Below are 20,473 nucleotides of genomic sequence, written 5' to 3'. Positions count from 1 at the left end.
AGTTTTTTTCACAAATAATTACCTTTCTAAATTCTCTTACCTTCTGACTCGTGATTTGAGGAATAGTCTTTAAACATTTATCGCAATACTAAGTAGGTTGTCAAATTTTATCCTAGGGGTTTGGTTTTCCAATTCCATTTTGAGGAGGGTTTGGAGACCAAACCCCTACAGTTTTTTTCACAAATAATTACCTTTCTAAATTCTCTTTCCTCCTTCTTCCTTCTTCCTTCTTCCTTTCAACTAACAAATTTTCCTTGAGCAACCATCACAACATTTCCACCTACAAATACTTCTATTTCCTCTGTTTTTTTCTCAGCTTGTAACAATAATAAAGATGGTCGATTAATTTCATATCCTTGTTCTACTCTAATATCAATTTTGCTCTGATTAAAATAATTATACTCAGCCAAATATCCTGCTAAACAACCATTAGCACTGCCTGTAGCCGGGTCTTCAGTAATTCCTAAATAGGGCGCAAACATTCTTACGCTTAAATCATCAATATCTTTGTATGTCTCTGGGCAAAATATCAAAATTTCTGTTGCCTTTGCTGTTTGAATAAACTGATAATATTTATCCAAATTCACCTTAGCTTTTTTCAAAGCTGCCAAAGTTTTCAAAGGCACAATTATAAAAGCTATCCCCGTCGAAACTTCCTGAATAGGAAATTTTGTATCAATATCAGTTACCTCTAAATTTAATACTTCTGCTAAAGATTCAACTTGATGTTTTGCAGCAAAAGTTGGTACATTCTGACGCATCCATAAAACATTATCTTTCCAACTCACAGGAATTTGTCCTACTGCCAAATTTAAAACTACTTTTTCCACCAAACTTTGAATAATTTCTCGCTGAATAATGTAGGCAGTTCCTAATGTTGGGTGCCCCGCAAAAGGCAATTCTTGAGCTGGAGTAAATATTCGCACATCATAACCACAATTTCGTTGTTCAGAAGAGAGAATAAAAGTAGTTTCTGAATAATTTATCTCTCTGGCAATTTGCAACATTTCCTCATCAGAAAGATTAGCTACTTCAGAACCACTAAATACAGCTAATTGATTACCAGTATATTTAGTTTCAGCAAATACATCGACAATGTAAAAATTCATCATATTTTTTTTACGGAATAGGGAGTAGGGGAGTAGGGGAGTAGGGGAGTAAGGGAGTAGGGAGTAGGGAGTAGGGGAGTAGGTAGGGACGTTTTCAGCTAAGAGCTGACATTAAACGCTGCGCGACATGGAAAGCGGAGCATTCCGGAACGGAAAACGCATTTTTGCCTGTGCAACGTCCCTACAGGAGTAATTTTTTTACCCAACTTTGGTCAGAAATGCTAACTTTTTGATTTTTCGGGAACGGTGCATCAAGAGCTGAAAACCAAGGTATTTCAGACCTAAAAATGCACCTTATTTCTTGTAAATGCTTTTATATTTAATCACCAGAGGAATAATTAATGAAACTTGATATAAAATAAAACCCGATTATACAATATATAATATATATATTGATAATTTATCTATACTTCAATCTCCCCTACTCCCCTACCCCCCTACTCCCCTACTCCCTTACTCCCCTACTCCCCTACTCCCCTACTCCCCTACTCCCTTCTTTCATTGGCAACTCCAAAATAAACTCTGAACCTTTACCTAAAGTTGACTCACACCAAAGCTTACCACTATGATTTATTACCATAATTTTATAAGCAATAGATAATCCTAAACCTGTACCTTTACCTACAGCTTTAGTTGTGAAAAGCTTATCAAAAATTTTTGCCTTAACTTCTTCTGACATTCCCACACCGTTATCTTTAATTCTAATTATTAATCCTGTTTTTTCCTCATTTATTCCACTATAAATTATAATCTGAGGCTGGAATTTAAACATAGCACATCCTGTTTTTTTAACTAACTCATCTATAGCATCAATAGCATTAGAAATCAGATTCATAAATACCTGGGCTAATTGTCCGGGAAGACATTTAATCTCAGGCACATCTCCATATTTTTTTACTACTTCAATGGCTGAACGATAGCTGTTTGCTTTAAGACGATGATTCAGAATTAATAGTGTACTATCAATATCGTTATGAACGACAGAACTAACTTTTTGATCGTTATTTAATTCACTCCGAGAAAATGTGCGTAAAGATGTACTTAGAAATTTAATCCTTTCGGAACCTGCCTTCATTGAACTAATAAGATTCGGCAAATCTTGAATCAAAAAATCTAAATCAACATCTTCAGCATTTTCAATAATTTCTTCAGCAGGATTAGGATAATATTTTTGATAAAGAAATAGGGAATGGAGAATATCTCTAATGTAGTTTTCTAGATGCTGAGAATTATTAGAAATTGCACCAATAGGATTATTTAATTCATGGGCTATTCCTGCCATTAATTCTCCCAGTGCTGACATTTTTTCTTTTTGAATCAGTTGTGCTTGAGATTCTTTTAACTCTTCTAAAGCTTGAGTAAGTTCATTAGTTTTTTTCGCTACTTCTTTTTCTAGATTCTTTCTTAACTGTTGTAAATTTATGTGAGTTTTTATTCTGGCAAGAACTTCAATTGCTTGAAATGGTTTAGTAATATAATCTACGGCTCCCAAACTAAAACCTTTAACTATACTTTCACTGTCTGAAAGAGCAGTCATAAAAATTATGGGAATATCTTTAGTTTCAGGATTTTCCTTTAACCTTTTACAAGTTTCAAACCCATCAATACCAGGCATTTGTATATCTAATAATATTAAATCTGGCAAGTCATAAGAAATTTGCTTTAAGGCTCGTTCGCCACTAATTGCTGTACTAACTTCATATCCTTGATCCGTTAAAGTTTGAACCATTAATTTCAGATTAGCTGGAGTATCATCTATCACTAAAATATATTCTGAATTGGATAAACTCGACATTAATTTACTCCTTTTTATCTAAAAAATCCATTAGAAAATCTTCTATTTTATCAGCTTGAAAATCATCTGCCCACTGCAAAATTGGTTTAGTAAAAGGAATATATTTTGGTTCTAGTTGCTGAATTTTTTCGGCTGTTTCTGTCAATTTTTTCAGGCTCCCCCTTCTTGCTAAGTCGAGTAATATTTCTAACTCCTCCTGTGGCGGAAATACAATTTGAGAATTATCAGTAGCTGCATCTGAAACTGATGATTGGGAAATTATTTGCATATTTTCAAGATTTTCTGTTTGAAGATATTTCCATTCAATTTCTAAATGTCGTTCTATCATTTTAAACAGTTCTTCTGCATTCACAGGTTTAGGTAGAAAATCATCTCCGCCAGCATCAAGACTGTATTGGCGATCTATATTCGATACAGAAGCTGAAGAGATAATCACCTTTAAATGCTTTAGTTCATCAGATTCGCGCAATTCCCTGACCATCTTAAAACCATCCATCAGTGGCATATATAAATCTGTAATAGTTAAATCTGGCTGAAGTTTCCCTATTTTTGCTAATCCCTCAGCACCATTTTCTGCTTCCGCAGTAATAAAACCAATAGGTTGAAGCAAATTAATCAGTACGGAGCGATTTTCCCAGCGATCGTCAATAACCAGAATAGTTTTTTCTCCTCCTTCGTAACCAATAATTTTTTGTCCCTCTACATGAGAAACTGATTGTACCCAGTTACGACTCAGAGGAAATTTAACTGCAAAGGAAAATGTACTGCCAACATCCAACTGACTTTCTACTTTAATCTTTGAACCCATCAGTTTAACTATTTTACTACTAATAGCTAACCCTAATCCTGTTCCTTGAGATTGCTTAACTTGGTCTCCTACTTGTTCAAAGGGATTGAAGATATTATCAATCTTATTTTCTGGAATACCAACCCCCGTATCTTGAATTTGAAATTTAATTGTTGTAGATAGATGTGAGTCAGTAGTAGATATTGTCTGCTGGTTGCTATCAGATAATTCTGTACTCTGACTCGAATTATCCATATTCACTTGAAAAACAACTTTACCTGTATCTGTAAATTTGACTGCATTACCTAATAAATTAATTAAAACTTGGCGCAAGCGTTTTTCGTCTGCAATTATACCTTGGGGTAAATTGGGATCTGATTGATAAATTAACTGAATTCCTTTTTGATCTGCTTTGATCCGAATAATTTCTACAACTCCTTGCAAGAAAGAAGGAAAATGAAAATCGTATGGTTGCAGATCGAGTTTCCGAGCTTCAATTTTAGAGATATCCAGAATATCATTGATCAGAGTTAACAAGTGGTTACCACATTGATGAATAATTTCAATACCGCTACGTTCTTTTTCGCCCCAATAATGAGAACGATGCAGAATTTGAGTATAACCGAGAATGCCATTGAGAGGAGTGCGTAACTCATGACTCATATTAGCAAGGAACTCACTTTTCGCTTGGTTAGCAATTTCAGCAGCTTCTTTTGTCTTTTTGAGTTGCTTTTGCTCAAATGACTGTACCTTTAGCAAAACTATAATCATTGTCACAGTTAAACCGATGACTACCAATGCCATCAGATTTAATGCTCTTAGTTGCGATTCAATATTTGCTCTAGGAATGATTAACCCAAGAGACCAGTCTGCTTCTTTAATGGGGATATAGGCAATATAGAACTTTTGCCGATCTATTTCTACTAATTCCATTCCCCTTTCCTTGGCAACCATTTTTATGGCAATATTCTGCTGGTTAAGGTTTTCGGATGACAAAAAATTTGAAATTTGGTTTTTGGTATTGGTGCTGATATCTTGCTGAGGCGTAAATATTGTCTTTCCCTGAGAATTAAGAGCAAAAGCATAACTGTTAGGTCCATATTCCAAACCATTCACTACTTCTCTCATCCGGTCTACTGGAATAGCACCTGCCATAATTCCGATTGGATCTTTGATATTAGGAGAATCTGACCAAACAGGAGCAACAACAAAAACCATTAGGGTATTTAGGGTACGAGAATTGACCGGATCGGAAAGATTGACTTTTCCAGCTATTGCTAGTTTAATATGCTTGCGGTCTTTGATATTAGCTTTGGCTTTACCTACTTTACTGGTATAGTAGGAACCGTCAGGATTAATCATCGCAAAAAATAAAAAATCCTCAGATTCCAATTGTTTAGATTTTAAGAAAGGTGCAACTATTGACCAGTTCATAGTTCGGAAAGTTGGGGTATTAGCAGTAGTGCGTGTTTCAACTTTTCTACTAGCCAACCATTGATCGATTTCATCTACTCCTAATTGTACTTCCAACAAAGCATTTTCTTTCAAATTATCTAGAATCAAATTTCGTACAACTTTATAACTATAAAAAGCAGAAATACTGACTAATAAAGTTGTACTGCCGACCAAGAAACGTAACATAAAGTTGCGACTTGATTTCTCATCTTTTAGGTTATTTTGCCACCAAATTTTTATCCTTTGCCAAATCTTAATTTGTGGTAGTTGCTCAATTATAGTCATAGCTGTTTCATGATTTTTTATTAAAAAAAATTATTTCATCATTTTTTTTAAGTATTTCTTGCCAAGTAAAATCAGTATTTATGATGATTAATGATATTAAATTAGTGAGCGTTGTAGTGATATAACTTATAGCAATTATCAATTTATTAATAAATTGATAATTGCTATAAGTGGATATATAAAATAAAAAACAAAACACATCAGAGAAGGAACGGCTAATTTGGGAATATGCAATAGACAATTATTACCGAAAAATAAAGGTTTAAAGCCTCTCCTTGAAAGGAGAAACAAGAAAAAATTTTCCTTTTATTCAATCCTCTTCCTTTTAGGGGGAGGTAATTATCAATTATCCATTATCAATTATCCATTATTGAACATAGGAAACCTGTTTCTTAGTCTTATATTTATCTATGCTGACTTACTTAACACCCCAAAATACATATTATCATAGACAAAATAAATTGCTTTCAAACTCTGAAAAGAGTAGTATAAATATTAACACCTAAAGAAAATATAAACACACAATGATGAACAGCTCATTTTTAAATCGTCTCCATAGTCCAGAACGACCAGTCATAGTCTTTGATGGGGCAATGGGTACTAACCTACAAGTCCAAGAATTAACGGCTGAAGATTTCGGCGGTGCAGAATATGAAGGTTGTAATGAATACTTGGTCCACACTAAACCAGAAGCAGTAGCCAAAGTCCACCGAGACTTTCTCGCAGCAGGTGCAGATGTGATAGAAACTGATACATTTGGTGGGACAAAAATTGTCTTAGCAGAATACGATTTATCAGACAAAGCTTATTATCTAAATAAAACAGCAGCCGAATTAGCAAAGTCTGTCACTGCTGAATTTTCTACCCCCGAAAAGCCTCGATTTGTTGCCGGGTCAATGGGGCCAGGAACTAAATTACCTACCCTCGGACATATTGATTTTGACACCTTAAAAGATGGTTTTGCGGAACAAGCAGAAGGTCTTTGGGATGGGGGAGTAGATTTATTTCTGGTGGAAACTTGTCAGGATGTTTTGCAAATAAAAGCTGCTTTAAATGGTATAGAAGAAACCTTTGCGAAAAAAGGCGAACGTCGCCCCATCATGGTGTCAATAACTATGGAATCTTTTGGCACTATGTTAGTCGGTTCAGAAATTAATGCTGCTGTGACAATTTTAGAACCTTATTCTATTGATATTTTAGGATTAAATTGTGCCACTGGTCCTGATTTAATGAAGGAACATATTCGTTATTTGTCAGAAAATTCTCCTTTTGTTATTTCTTGTATTCCTAATGCTGGTTTGCCAGAAAATATCGGCGGACAAGCTCACTACAAATTAACTCCAATAGAGTTAAAAATGGCATTAATGCACTTCGTTGAAGACCTGGGAGTACAGGTTATCGGCGGTTGTTGCGGTACTCGTCCAGACCATATTAAAGCATTATCTGAAATTACTGAAACTCTCCAACCAAAAGAACGAGAATATAACTATATTCCATCAGCAGCTTCTATCTATTCTTCCGAAACTTACGAACAAGATAACTCATTCTTAATTGTTGGGGAAAGATTGAATGCTAGTGGTTCTAAAAAATGTCGAACTTTACTCAATAATGAAGACTGGGATGGCTTAGTTGCCTTAGCAAAATCTCAGGTAAAAGAAGGGGCACATATTCTTGATGTTAACGTTGATTATGTGGGGCGCGATGGGGTTAAAGATATGCACGAATTAGCATCTCGTTTAGTCACAAATGTTAATTTGCCTCTGATGTTAGACTCGACTGAATGGGAAAAAATGGAGGCTGGTTTAAAAGTTGCTGGCGGTAAATGTTTGCTCAATTCTACTAACTATGAAGATGGAGAACCTCGTTTTTTTAAAGTATTAGAATTGGCGAAAAAATATGGTGCTGGTGTGGTAGTTGGAACCATCGATGAGGATGGCATGGCTCGGACGGCCGATAAAAAATTTGAAATAGCTAAACGAGCTTATGATGCAGCAATAGAGTATGGCATTCCTGCCCATGAATTGTTCTTTGATACTTTAGCTTTGCCAGTTTCTACAGGTATTGAAGAGGATAGGGAAAATGGAAAAGCCACAATTGAATCTATTAAAAGGATTCGAGAAGAATTACCAGGTTGTCATATAATGCTTGGGGTTTCTAACATTTCGTTCGGTTTAAATCCCGCAGCAAGACAAGTGTTGAACTCGGTATTTTTGCATGAAGCAATGGCAGTAGGTTTGGATGGTTCTATTGTTAGTGCCAGTAAGATTTTACCCATGTCAAAAATTGAACCAGAACATCAAGAAGTCTGTCGGAAACTAATATATGACCAACGAGAATTTGATGGGGATATTTGTACTTACGATCCTCTGGCTGAGTTAACAACAATGTTCCAGGGTAAAACAACTAAAAAAGACCGTTCTGCTACACAAAATTTACCAATTGAAGAACGTTTAAAACAACATATTATTGATGGGGAACGTATCGGTTTAGAGGATGCTTTGGCAATAGCTTTAGAAAAATATCCGCCACTAGATATTATCAACGTCTATTTATTAGACGGCATGAAAGTAGTGGGAGAATTATTCGGTTCTGGGCAAATGCAATTACCATTTGTATTGCAGTCTGCTCAAACTATGAAAGCAGCAGTTGCTTATCTACAACCTTTCATGGAAGCAGAGGAGGCTGGTGAGGATAATTCTAAGGGAACTTTCCTTATTGCTACTGTTAAAGGAGACGTTCACGATATTGGTAAAAATCTCGTGGATATCATTCTTTCCAACAACGGTTATCGGGTAATTAATTTAGGAATTAAACAACCAGTCGATAATATTATTGCTGCCTACCGCGAACATAATGCTGACTGTATCGCCATGAGTGGTTTATTGGTGAAGTCAACGGCATTTATGAAAGATAACTTGGAAACATTTAACGAAGAAGGTATTACCGTACCCGTGATTTTAGGTGGTGCTGCTTTAACTCCGAAATTCGTCCATCAAGATTGCCAAAACACCTACAAAGGTAAAGTAGTTTATGGTAAAGATGCTTTTTCCGACTTGAATTTCATGGATAAGTTGATGCCAGCAAAATCAGAAAATCAGTGGGATGACATTAAAGGATTTTTAGGTGAGTTTGCCGAAGAAAACGGTAACGGTAATGGTAATGGTAATGGTAATGGTAATGGTAAAGCTGCTACTGCTAAGTCTGAAGAAAAAGAGGAAACTAAACCTGCTGAACCAGTTGTGATAGATACTCGGCGTTCTGATGATGTAGCAGTAGATATCCCTCGCCCGACTCCTCCATTCTGGGGAACCAAGTTATTACAACCAGAAGATATGCCATTTGAGGACTTATTCTGGTATTTAGACTTGCAAGCGTTGATGGCAGGGCAATGGCAATTCCGCAAACCCCAAGGACAACCACGGGAAGAGTATGATGCCTTTTTAGCAGAGAAAGTTTATCCGATTCTGGAAAATTGGAAATCACGGGTAATTGAAGAGAAGTTGCTGTATCCCCAAGCAATTTATGGTTATTTCCCTTGTCAAGCAGAAGGAAATACACTTTTCATTTATGACTCAGAGGAAGTGACTCAGACTGGTAAAGCGACAACAGTTGTCAACAGTTTTGAGTTTCCACGGCAAAAGTCAGGACGACGGTTATGTATTGCAGACTTCTTTGCTCCCAAGGATTCCGGAATTATTGATGTGTTCCCGATGCACGCTGTAACAGTAGGAGAAATAGCGACTGAATTTGCACAGAAGTTGTTTGCTGCCGATGAATATACAGAGTATTTGTATTTCCACGGTATGGCGGTGCAAACTGCGGAAGCGATGGCAGAATGGTTACACGCTCGTATTCGCCGGGAGTTAGGTTTCGGTGCAGAGGATGCGGATAATATTAAGGATATTCTGAAACAGCGTTATCAAGGTTCCCGTTATAGTTTCGGTTATCCCGCTTGCCCGAATATGCAGGATCAGTATAAACAGTTAGATTTGTTGGATGTGAAAAGGATTGATATGTATATGGATGAAAGCGAGCAGCTTTATCCTGAGCAGTCTACGACAGCGATTATTACTTATCATCCTGTGGCGAAATATTTTAGTGCGTAATTAGGAGGAGTCAGGAGACAGGAGGGAAGAGGAGGAAGGAGTGGGGTGCTTATCCCCCGCTACAAGAAACCCGGTTTCTTCAAGAAACCGGGTTTATGAGTTCGCGATCGCCACTCAAAGACAGTATGGATATAGATAATAGTGATGAATAACTGGTGAATAAATCATGTAGGGGCGGGTTTCAAACCGGGATTATTGGGATAACACATTAATTAGGTAAACTCGCCCCCAAACCTCACGGCATGGGGGGCGGGTTTAGATGAATAACTGAATTGCGTACAAAAGCTTCTGGTGAAACCCGCCCCTACAAATTCGGTGACGTTAATTTCAACCTGACTCCTTCTGACTAAACTTCTTGGCTTTTACCCTTTCTATTTTTCTATAAGTAGGGGATTTTACAGCCCTTTTCAAATTGATCACCTCACGTCACAACTAAAAACCAGTAGAGACGTTCCATGAAACCTCCCTACTATGGTCTACCAAAATCAAAATCACTGTAATATTATTTTAAGTTGAGATTTGATCATCTCAGGAAGAAATCATCCTCACTGATAGATGCAATATTACTCAGATTAGCAAATTCACCACCACTGCCAAATTCGGCTTCTATACCATTAACATTGTAGAATAATTTACCATTGTTGCTGTTGTAAACAATGAATGCTGCTGAGGTTTCTGCCTCTGCATCACTGGTAACTATGGCAAATTCAGCATTGACACTGAAACCTGTTCCTGAATCACTGGTAATAGCAGTAAATGTACTTTTATCTAGCAGAATTATATCTCTTCCAGGAGCAAAGTCGGTGATGGTATCTACTCCCACATCTTCTGGAGTAAATTCTTGATTGGTATTGAAAATAAAGCGGTCAATACTTGCTCCACCAGTGAGAGTGTCGTCGCCTACACCACCATTAAAGCGATCGCGCCCCTGACCACCAATAAGAGAGTCATCACCATTACCGCCAAAGAGGCGATCGTTGCCAATACGACCTTGGAGGGTATCATTGCCGTCTTTTCCATAGAGAGAGTCGCTACCTCGACTACCGATAATTTGGTCATCACCACCACGACCATCTATAGTGTCATTGCCTGCCAAACCTGTCATGGTATTATTTTCATTTGTGCCATTGAGGAATTCGCTTTCAGAAGTGCCAGTAATTTGTGAAGTTTGCACTTCCACTGCACCAATATCAACTGCCCTACCTACAAATCTTTGTTCTCCTCGTTGGTCTGTATTAAGGTTGTTAGGGTTACTACCTGCATCAATGGCGGGACTATTGGAGAGAGGTAAATGGGTTAAGGTAGGACCTCCATTGTCAGCCAGGTCTCCAAGTAGAGGGTCAGTTATACCTATTTGGTCGTTGTTAGCATTAAAGTCATTGATGGCGTTACCTGTACCTATAAGATTATTGTCGCCACTGATAAGAGTATTGTTACTTTCTACAGAGTCAACGTCACTGTTGATATTACCAGAGATAATGCTAGAGGTTACAGTGGTATTGGCGTCAAAGGTGAAGAAGGTGTAGTTAGTGTTATCATAAAGTTCTGCTGCTTTTTGGAGAATACCACTTCCTAAGTTGGAAGGAGCTTCATTATTAGTAATGGTACTGTTGCTAATGCTAGCTACACCAAGGTTGCCGATACCGCCACCACCACCGTTAGAAGCTGAATTGCCACTAATAGTGCTGTTGTTAATAATAGCTGTAGCACCTAAGTTGTAGATACCTCCACCATAAAAGAATGTTGAGTTACCACTAATAGTGCTATTGCTAATACTAGCTGTACCATCTGAGTTTCTGATACCACCACCACGAGTAGCAGTATTATCACTAATAGTGCTGTCACTTATATTAGCTGTACCTAAGTTGTTAATACCACCACCAAGGCGTTCTGCTGAATTATTGCTAATAGTGCTGTTGGTTATATTGATTGTATTTGAGTTGTAGATACCACCTCCTGTATCTGCTGAATTATTGCTAATAGTGCTATTGCTAATATTAGCTATACCTGAGTCGCTTTCAAAACCACCTGAGTAGTTGCCTATACCACCACCGTTAGACGCTGAATTACCACTAATAGTGCTGTTGGTGATACTAATTGTGCCTAAAAAGTTTGAGGCTCCTCCGCCCACACCTGCTGAATTATCACTAATACTGCTGTCGCTGATGTTAGCTGTACCTGAGTTTTGGATGCCTCCACCGTCAAAATCTGCCGAATTGCCACTAATATTACTGTTACTAATAGTAACGATGCCATAGCGGTTTAAAATGCCTCCACCAGCAGTATTACTAAAATTACCACTAATAGTGCTGTCGCTGATATTAGCTGTACCTGTGTTGTAGATCCCTCCGCCATAAAATGCTGAGTTGTCGCTAACAGTGCTGTTGGTGATATTAGCTGTACCTGTATTATGGATACCTCCACCACCATCACTCAAAAAATCTTCTAAGTTTCCACTTACAGTGCTGTTGTTCATAGTAAGTGAACCTGAGTTGGAAATTCCTCCACCAGAACCATTAGTTACAAACCCACCAGTTACCTCAACATTTTCCAACTGTAGAGCAGCATCTGACAAAACATGAAACACCCGATCGCCTATTCCAGTTTCACCCCCCGCATCAACAACAGCTTTTTCCTCTCCTTGTGAAATAACTGTGATTTCTCCACCACCACCAACAATATCTAAATCTCCGGTAACAGCAGCATCTTCGTCACTCCCTGAGATAGTCAAATTATATGTTGATCCTGCTGTCAGTTGAATAATATCATCTTCCGGGGTACTGTTAGCCTGAATAATTCCTTCCCGCAAAGAAGTAACATCATCACTATCATCCACTACATCATTAGTAGTATCCACCACAATATTTGCCAACACCCCGGCATAACTTGTCCTAACTTCCGGTGTAAATGCCAACGCTGACTTAAGTTGACCAAATATTACTTCTAAATTCCAGTTACCACCTCTACTAACATTTCCAGTCAGTGTTTCCGAAGCAGCAATATTTGCTCCTGTGAGTTGATGCAGTTGTCGGACAAATTCTTTACCTTCCTTACCATTTGCTACCTGACAACCATAAATCAATATTTCCGCCTCAGCAGACAAACATTTGCCCCACTGCTGAATACTTTTAGCATATAGATGAATATTGTCGTTTTTCAGGATACTGTTTCCCAGATACAAAGCTCCCTTTGCTCCATGAGAAATAATATGAACTGTATCCACATCAGAGCATTCACTCAGACTTTTAGATATTTGCTTTATACCATTTTGATTTGGTTTCAGAATAACTATTTTTGTCTGAGGGTCAACTTGTGAGATGAGGCGATCATAATTTTCTACCTTGGAGTCGATGAATAATAGTTTGCTTTGATTCATAATTTTAAAACGGTTTTTAAGTACCGGAAAAAAATAATACATATATTAACACTTATGCGATTGCAACCAGTTTTTCTTTATTAAAGTTTTATATTTTTGGAGCTACAAATAATGATTGATTTTGTTAACCTAAACTTAACCATAAGCACATTTACTCAACACCAAAAAATTAGTTTTTCTAAGGTGCCATATTTGGTGTAAAAATTAAAACAGAAACAATAGATTTCTTGCAGAAGTAAGTCAAAAGTTAAAAGTTAAAAGTTAAAATTAAGAGAAATTGATAACTGATAACTGATAACTGATATGTAGATACAGTTGTTAAATTACGATAAACCATGAATGTACAAACAGTTGTAACCAAACCATTTAGCGACCAAAAACCAGGCACTTCCGGACTCCGCAAAAAAGTGCCAACTTTTAAACAACCCCACTACCTAGAAAACTTTATTCAGTCTATTTTTGATAGTCTAGAAAATTTTTCTGGTCAAACATTTGTGCTTGGTGGTGATGGTCGCTATTACAACCGTCAGGCAATTCAAATAATTCTGAAAATGGCTGCTGCTAATGGAGTAGGTCGAATCTTAGTGGGTCAAGGTGGGATTCTTTCTACCCCTGCTGCTTCCTGCATCATTCGTAAAAATCAAGCCTTTGGTGGTATAATCCTTTCTGCTAGTCACAACCCAGGTGGACCAGAAGAGGACTTTGGTGTTAAGTACAATATCGGTAATGGTGGCCCCGCTCCCGAAAAAGTTACAAGTGCCATCTATGAACGCAGTAAAGTTATAGATAGCTACAAAATTATCGAAGCTACAGATATTAACTTAGACCAACTAGGTAGTCAGAAATTAGGGGAAATGACTGTAGAAGTTATTGACTCTGTAGCAGACTATGCTGAATTGATGGAATCATTGTTTGATTTTGGCAAAATATCGGAACTGCTAAAGTCTGGTAAGTTTCGGATGTGTATGGACTCATTAAACGCTGTAACGGGACCTTATGCGAAAGATATTTTTGAGCAACGGTTAGGCGCTCCCGCAGGAACAGTACAAAATGGTATGCCTCTCGAAGATTTTGGTGGTGGACATCCAGACCCTAATTTAGTCTATGCTCACGACTTGGTAAAAATCATGTTTGGCGATAATGCTCCTGACTTTGGTGCTGCTTCTGATGGGGATGGCGATCGCAACATGGTTTTAGGTAAGAATTTCTTTGTTACTCCTAGCGATAGTTTAGCAATATTAGCTGCTAATGCTAAATTAGTTCCTGGATATAGTTCTGGTTTAGCTGGTATTGCGCGTTCCATGCCAACTTCTGAAGCACCAGATCGAGTAGCAGAGAAAATGGGTATTAACTGTTATGAAACTCCTACTGGTTGGAAATTTTTTGGTAATTTATTAGATGCGGATAAAGCTACTCTTTGTGGTGAGGAAAGCTTTGGTACAGGTTCTAATCATATACGCGAAAAAGACGGACTTTGGGCAGTATTTTTCTGGTTGAATATTTTGGCAGTACGACAAGAGTCAGTGGAAGATATTGTTAAGGAACACTGGAAAACTTACGGTCGGAATTATTATTCTCGCCATGACTATGAAGGGGTAGAAAGTGATAAGGCTAATACTTTGATGGACAATTTACGTTCCCTATTACCTTCTTTGCCAGGAAAACAATATGGTGAATATGAGGTAAAATATGCCGATGATTTTAGCTATACAGACCCAATAGATGGTAGCGTGAGTCAGAAACAGGGTATTCGTATTGGTTTTACAGATGGTTCTCGCATTGTGTTCCGACTTTCAGGAACAGGAACTCAGGGAGCAACTCTACGTTTGTATGTTGAAAGTTATGAACCAGATACTAGCAAACAAGACCAAGATACTCAGGAAGCTTTATCTTCTCTAATTAGTTTAGCAGATGAAATTGCTCAAATTAAGAATCTTACAGGTAGGGAAAAACCAACTGTAATTACCTAATTTAATGGATAATGGATAATGGATAATGGATAATTGATAATTAGGGTTTACTGAAAAAAGCAGAGTGTGGGGAGGGTGGCGAGACAGATAAAGTAGGAGGAGTAATTTAACCTTGATTTTTCTGTGCTTGTCAGCCTTTGATCCTAACTTTTTGATTTTTCGGGAACCGTGCATAAAGAGCTGAAAACCTGATACTTTTCTCAACAGAAAAAAGACAATTACCTTTATATTTCAATGCGTGCGAGAATTAATCAGCAAGCCCTAATTAGAGATAGTTTTGATTAGACATCTCCAATAATCAAAAATAAAATCAATTATCCCATAGAAATTGCAAATTATTTCTCCCTGCTCCCTGCTCCCTCTTTTCTGGAGAGGTATATTATTCATTATTCATTGTTAAGTCTTCACTGTTCCGTATCTCAACTAGGAAATTCTTAAACGGACAACTACTTAATTAAATTGATATAGGAGTTACATAGTTATGCTCGAACCAGCAAAAACTGTAGAGTTATTTCAGAAACAACCAGAACATCAAACTTTTTATCCAGGTGATGTAATTTTTGAAGATGGAAAAAAAGGTGATGTAATGTATGGAATTATTGAAGGGGTGGTTGAATTATTTGTTAATGGTCAAGTTATTGAAACAATAAAAACAGGTGATGTTTTTGGAGAGGGAGCTTTAGTACATGAAGAACATACTCGCGCTTCTACTGCTATTGCTAAAACAGAATGTAAATTAGCTTATCTTGACCAAGAACGGTTTTTATTTGTAGTTCAGGAAACACCTATGTTTGCTCTTTATGTAATTAGGAGTTATTCCGATCGCCTGCGTCGCTTAAAGCGTTCTCTCTAGTTGTTCTAACCCTATCTGTACGGGCAATTCACAAATTGCCCCTACTATTTCACTATTTTAGTAGTATCAGTCTACTACTGCACTGACACTACTTCCCAACACGAAATAAGACTGTAAAGGTATTATCATTTACTGTGAGATTATTTCCAAAAGGATCTTGACCATAATCATATTCTTGATTTTTCCAACTCAAAGATAGAGTCGGACTATTATTTTTATTCTTAAGTCGCCAAGTTAAACTAGCACCATAAACAGAGCGATTAGAAGTTTCATCAACTGCCGCAACATAACCAGAGAAAGTAATATTCTTGAGCGGACGAATACTAAACTCTAACAATAACCTGTCTTCAAAAGAATTAGGCAGAATATCACCAAAATAATAGGTGACTCCAACAGAAGCAATTCCCCAATTTAAACGAGCGCTAGCAGCAAGTTCGCTGGCAGGTGAATTGTTGATAATATCTCCAATTCTAGTATCTCTATCTATAGCATAATTGAAGAATGTTGATAAGCTAAAATTAGCATTTTTACTAATACGAAATCTTTTAGCGACATTCCCAAAAAGTTGACTATAATAATCTCGGTCTGGGTTAATATACCCAATTCCACCAGCGCGAAAACTCCAACCATTTACCATGCTTTTTGTATAATCACCACCCAGGTAGAACTTGGGTTTTTCAGAAGCAATAACACCAGTATAATAACGCAAAACATCTTGAGTACCCGTCCAATTTCCCGTAAAGCTCAGATGAGGAGAATAACTCGTTTCTTCCCGATAAATACTTTCTCTGACAAAGTTAGCATCTTGTTGTAAAAAGCTGAGATATACTTGGGCATGAAAATCTTGCAGGTTGGCAGTAGAAAATTTACCTTGATTAACTGCTGACTCTAATTCCACATTGCTCTCTGCTCCACCTTCTGCTCCACCACTGGCGATCGCTACTTGTGGACCAGTAGGGTCGTAGAATGTCCGACCTTCGTTAATACTGCGGTCAATGTTTGGAGAAAGACCTAACCAAATACTATGATAATTTCCTTTGGGAACTTGCCTTAAGCTAGTAACATCAGGTGTTAAACTTTTTGCTCTTCCCACTCCTGCGGAATAGATGGTAAAACTGCTACTAGGTAGACGAGTATTATTAGCAGCTAAAAATAAATAACGGTTAATATTAGAGTTGACAGAATTTTCACTACCTTTTAAGTCGGGAATGACATCGGGTAAAAATTGCGCTGCTGTTTGAATGGCTGTATTTAACCCCCGGTTTTCATCATCAAAAAACATAGTAAAACCATGAATTGTCCGTCCTAAAACTGCTTCTGTATCATTAGCTTTGACCACTTGACGAACTCGCGACATTGTGGTAGAAATTGTGTAATCATTTTCTTCCTCTCGTTCAATTTGGGTTTTTTGAGATTGAGCGTTTCCGGGAAAAGCACCTGCATTGGGAAAATACAAATCTACTCCTATGGGTTGACTGCTAGTTCCTCCTTGAAAACCGGGCAACTTCATAAAAGCTAAAGTTTCTGGTGTGACAACATCTCCTACTTGGGAACTTTGGAAAACGCGCGTAGGTACTAAAAATTCTGGGTCTATGCTGTTGCGATCTACAGCTAAACCAGGGGTATAGGTACATTGTTCGTCATTGGGAGCATCGGGAAAAAAGCAAGCTGCTGTTAAACTCAGTTGAATTTCTGTTCCGGTGAGGGTGCTAGGTTCAATTGTTCTGGTGGTAACTTTTCTGTCTAGGGGAACACTTCGCAGTTGGAAGTAAGTGGTTTTTTGGTCTACGGTATAGATGTTATCGCGGGTTAAACTTTCGATAACTCTACCATTAAGTTTGAGAGTGCCGTTGAAAAAAGTGTCGTTGTTGGCAGTGTCGGCAAAACTTTGGGAAGTATTAAACTGCCATTTCGTCAGGTGACTAATGGGAATATCGTTGAGAGGTAAACTTGTGGTTAGAGGGCTAATTTTTTCATCGGCAGCGATGCGTGGCGGAATAATATAGTCTGGGTCTGGGGTGGAATTTTTCGGCTTTTTATTTAATGAAGGTGCTGTGGTTTCGAGGTCTGTTGCTGAGGTAGACCATTTGGGAGTTTCTGCTAATACTGGGTTTGAGTATGCTGTGGTTAGGATAGTACAAACAGCAGCAAAATTTTTGGTGAGGGTAGCGGTGAATTGGGACAAGTTACTCATTATTGTGGATGCGGCAAATTAAAGTCTATCTATTGATACGGCGGGTGAAACGTTGTATCCGAATAATAGAGAATAATGTTGCCGTAGGGGTGGGTTCCACCAGAAATTTTTGTGGTTATTCTTTTGTAGTCGAGTAGGGTGCGTTAAGCGATCGCCTCGCAATGACTCCCTCCTGTCATGGCGAGGGGGGTGGGTAGCTGAGATTTTCTGACTAGGACTTTTCTCCCCCCCGTGGCCATCTCTTCCATGAGATTGCTTTGGCTCAGTTAATATTTCCCTCAATAATTAACTTGAGGGAGCGATCGCCTCGCAATGACACTCTTCTTGTCGCCATCTCTTCCATGAGATTGCTTCGGCTCCTTTAAGCTGTTGTTTAACAATGAACTTTTTCGGTTATCGCCTCGCAATGACTCCCTCCTGTCATGGCGAGGGGGGTGGGTAGCTGAGATTTTCTGACTAGGACTTTTCTCCCCCCCGTGGCCATCTCTTCCATGAGATTGCTTTGGCTCAGTTAATATTTCCCTCAATAATTAACTTGATTGAGCGATCGCCTCGCAATGACAGTCTTCTTGTCGCCGTCTCATGTTAGAGATTGCTTCGGCTCCCTTAAGCTGTTGTTTAATAATTAACTTTTCCCGTTTTCGCCTCGCAATGACGCCCTCCTGTCATGGCGAGGGGGGTGGGTAGCTGAGATTTTCTGACTAGGATTTTTCTCCCCCCCGTGGCCATCTCATGTTAGAGATTGCTTCAGCTCCCTTAAGCTGTTGTTCAATAATCAACTTGAGGGAGCGATCGCCTCGCAATGACGCCCTCGTGTCATGGCGAAGGCGGATTAGATTACGCTCTGACTAAAATCATCCGCACCAACCAAACCAACATCAATACCCGACAAACTAGCCAAAGCTTCCCCAGTCGCAGCAACCTTTATCAAAGTCGAGCTGCCACTCTTAACAATATCTAAGTCAGCAAAATCTATACCTTCTAATTCAATAATATCTGTGCTATCCTCAAACCGTTGAATCAAGTCTACACCCAATCCCAGACCAATGATAAATGTATCCGCTCCTGCACCGCCAACATATCTGTCGCTCCCTGCACCTCCATTCAAGGTATCATCTCCTGCACCACCGTTGAGGATATCGTTGCCATCATTACCCAAGAGTAGGTCGTTACCATTGTCTCCGTTGAGGCGATCGTGACCTACACCTCCACTGAGGATGTCATCATCGTTACCGCCATAAACTATGTCGTTGCCGTCACCCCCATCTAGGTTGTCTGCACCACCGTAACCGTAAACTCTGTCGTGACCATCTAATGCTGAGTAATTTTCTGCATTGTTAGTACCTCGGAATCTATCGCTACCAGTAGTTCCTTCCATTGTAGGAGTTTCATTTTCATCAGTAACAGTAATAGTAATAGCTTGAGAGGTGCTGTCCGCTGTACCATCGTTAGCAGTTACTTCTATTTGATAGTTGTTGTCGCCACCGTTATCTGTAGGATTTTCAAAGTCGGGAGCGACCTTGAAAGTGACTAAACCAGTGTCCGTGTCTATACCAAATAATGCTTGGTCTTCTCCACCACTAATACTGTAGGTGATATTGTCGCCATCCGCATCTGTGGCTTGTACCGTGATAGCATTTGTGGTGTTTTCGGCAACATTAGCGGAGTTGCTGGAGTTGATAGTAGGAGTTTCATTTTCATCAGTAACAGTAATAGTAATAGCTTCAGGGGTACTGTCCGCATTGCCATCATTGGCAGTTACTTCTATTTGATAGTTGTTGTCACCACCGTTATCTGTAGGATTTTCAAAGTCGGGAGCGACCTTGAAAGTGACTAAACCAGTGTCCGTGTCTATACCAAATAATGCTTGGTCTTCTCCACCACTAATACTGTAGGTGATATTGTCGCCATCCGCATCTGTGGCTTGTACCGTGATAGCATTTGTGGTGTTTTCGGCAACATTAGCGGAGTTGCTGGAGTTGATAGTAGGAGTTTCATTTTCATCAGTAACAGTAATAGTAATAGCTTGAGAGGTGCTGCCCGTCGTACCATCGTTAGCAGTTACTTCTATTTGATAGTTGTTGTCACCACTGTTATCTGTAGGATTTTCAAAGTCGGGAGCGACCTTGAAAGTGACTGCACCAGTTAATGAGTCTATACCAAACAATGCTTGGTCTTCTCCACCACTAATACTGTAGGTGATATTGTCGCCATCAGGATCTGTTGCTTGTACCGTGATAGCATCTGTGGTGTTTTCGGCTACGCTAGGGTTATCGCTGGAGGTGATAGTAGGGGGAGTGTTAGGTGTGACCGGCTGGTTTTCAAAATAAAAGATATCGCCCCGCCATTCTCCCACAAAAGCATCCAAGTCGCCATCATTATCGAGATCGGCAAAGGTGGGCTTGCTTTCGTCTCCAACATTTGTGAGATTAAAGGGGTTAGTTTTGGCTGCGTCAAAGCTAGGGCTGCCAACACTTCCAGTGTTTTTAAAATAAAAGATATCGCCCCGCCATTCTCCCACAAAAGCATCCAAGTCGCCATCA

The 20,473-nt window shown here is 38.7% G+C and carries 11 protein-coding genes; 3 read left to right on the top strand and 8 right to left on the bottom strand.

Features of this window, described 5'->3' with window-relative positions; translation table 11 throughout:
- Nucleotides 1-236 precede the first annotated feature (236 nt).
- The 3 genes from ACP6PK_RS26825 to ACP6PK_RS26815 all read right to left on the bottom strand — a co-directional run bounded on the left by ACP6PK_RS26825 (nucleotide 237) and on the right by ACP6PK_RS26815 (nucleotide 5,431).
- On the bottom strand, nucleotides 237-1,109 hold the full coding sequence (locus tag ACP6PK_RS26825) for a PhzF family phenazine biosynthesis protein (RefSeq protein ID WP_426564210.1): 873 nt from the start codon (nucleotides 1,107-1,109) through the stop codon (nucleotides 237-239).
- A gap of 469 nt (nucleotides 1,110-1,578) precedes the next feature.
- A complete protein-coding gene (locus ACP6PK_RS26820; RefSeq protein ID WP_426564206.1) occupies nucleotides 1,579-2,904 on the bottom strand; it encodes a hybrid sensor histidine kinase/response regulator in 1,326 nt (441 codons plus the stop codon).
- Between the two features lie 4 nt (nucleotides 2,905-2,908).
- Nucleotides 2,909-5,431: a hybrid sensor histidine kinase/response regulator gene (locus ACP6PK_RS26815; RefSeq protein WP_426564204.1), complete on the bottom strand. Its 2,523-nt coding sequence runs from the start codon at nucleotides 5,429-5,431 to the stop codon at nucleotides 2,909-2,911.
- A 527-nt stretch (nucleotides 5,432-5,958) separates the two neighbouring features.
- Here ACP6PK_RS26815 and metH point away from each other — a divergent pair.
- Complete coding sequence (gene metH, locus ACP6PK_RS26810; protein ID WP_426564208.1) at nucleotides 5,959-9,537, top strand: methionine synthase; 3,579 nt, start codon at nucleotides 5,959-5,961, stop codon at nucleotides 9,535-9,537.
- A gap of 523 nt (nucleotides 9,538-10,060) precedes the next feature.
- Here the strand turns inward: metH and ACP6PK_RS26805 are convergent.
- A complete protein-coding gene (locus ACP6PK_RS26805) occupies nucleotides 10,061-12,913 on the bottom strand; it encodes a DUF4347 domain-containing protein (RefSeq protein WP_426564202.1) in 2,853 nt (950 codons plus the stop codon).
- A gap of 335 nt (nucleotides 12,914-13,248) precedes the next feature.
- On the opposite strand from ACP6PK_RS26805, the gene ACP6PK_RS26800 reads away from it, so the two are divergent.
- Together ACP6PK_RS26800 and ACP6PK_RS26795 are read left to right on the top strand one after the other, a co-directional pair.
- A complete protein-coding gene (locus tag ACP6PK_RS26800; protein WP_426564200.1) occupies nucleotides 13,249-14,883 on the top strand; it encodes an alpha-D-glucose phosphate-specific phosphoglucomutase in 1,635 nt (544 codons plus the stop codon).
- A gap of 481 nt (nucleotides 14,884-15,364) precedes the next feature.
- Nucleotides 15,365-15,736: a cyclic nucleotide-binding domain-containing protein gene (locus ACP6PK_RS26795; RefSeq protein WP_426564199.1), complete on the top strand. Its 372-nt coding sequence runs from the start codon at nucleotides 15,365-15,367 to the stop codon at nucleotides 15,734-15,736.
- 88 nt (nucleotides 15,737-15,824) lie between these two features.
- Here the strand turns inward: ACP6PK_RS26795 and ACP6PK_RS26790 are convergent, their stop codons facing one another.
- The 4 genes from ACP6PK_RS26790 to ACP6PK_RS26775 all read right to left on the bottom strand — a co-directional run.
- On the bottom strand, nucleotides 15,825-17,930 hold the full coding sequence (locus tag ACP6PK_RS26790; protein WP_426564197.1) for a hypothetical protein: 2,106 nt from the start codon (nucleotides 17,928-17,930) through the stop codon (nucleotides 15,825-15,827).
- Between the two features lie 18 nt (nucleotides 17,931-17,948).
- Nucleotides 17,949-18,212, bottom strand: coding sequence for a hypothetical protein (locus ACP6PK_RS26785; protein ID WP_426564195.1), 264 nt, complete (start codon nucleotides 18,210-18,212; stop codon nucleotides 17,949-17,951).
- A complete protein-coding gene (locus tag ACP6PK_RS26780) occupies nucleotides 18,209-18,457 on the bottom strand; it encodes a hypothetical protein (RefSeq protein WP_426564193.1) in 249 nt (82 codons plus the stop codon). The genes ACP6PK_RS26785 and ACP6PK_RS26780 overlap by 4 nt, the downstream gene beginning before the upstream one ends.
- Before the next feature lie 305 nt (nucleotides 18,458-18,762).
- Nucleotides 18,763-20,473, bottom strand: a 1,711-nt coding sequence (locus tag ACP6PK_RS26775) for a calcium-binding protein (protein WP_426564191.1), incomplete at its 5' end; no start/stop codon positions are given.

It is taken from the genome of Dapis hubbardiae BLCC-M172 (genome assembly GCF_050016015.1).
GTDB lineage: Bacteria > Cyanobacteriota > Cyanobacteriia > Cyanobacteriales > Microcoleaceae > Trichodesmium.
This window is presented reverse-complemented; position numbering and strand designations above follow the sequence as displayed.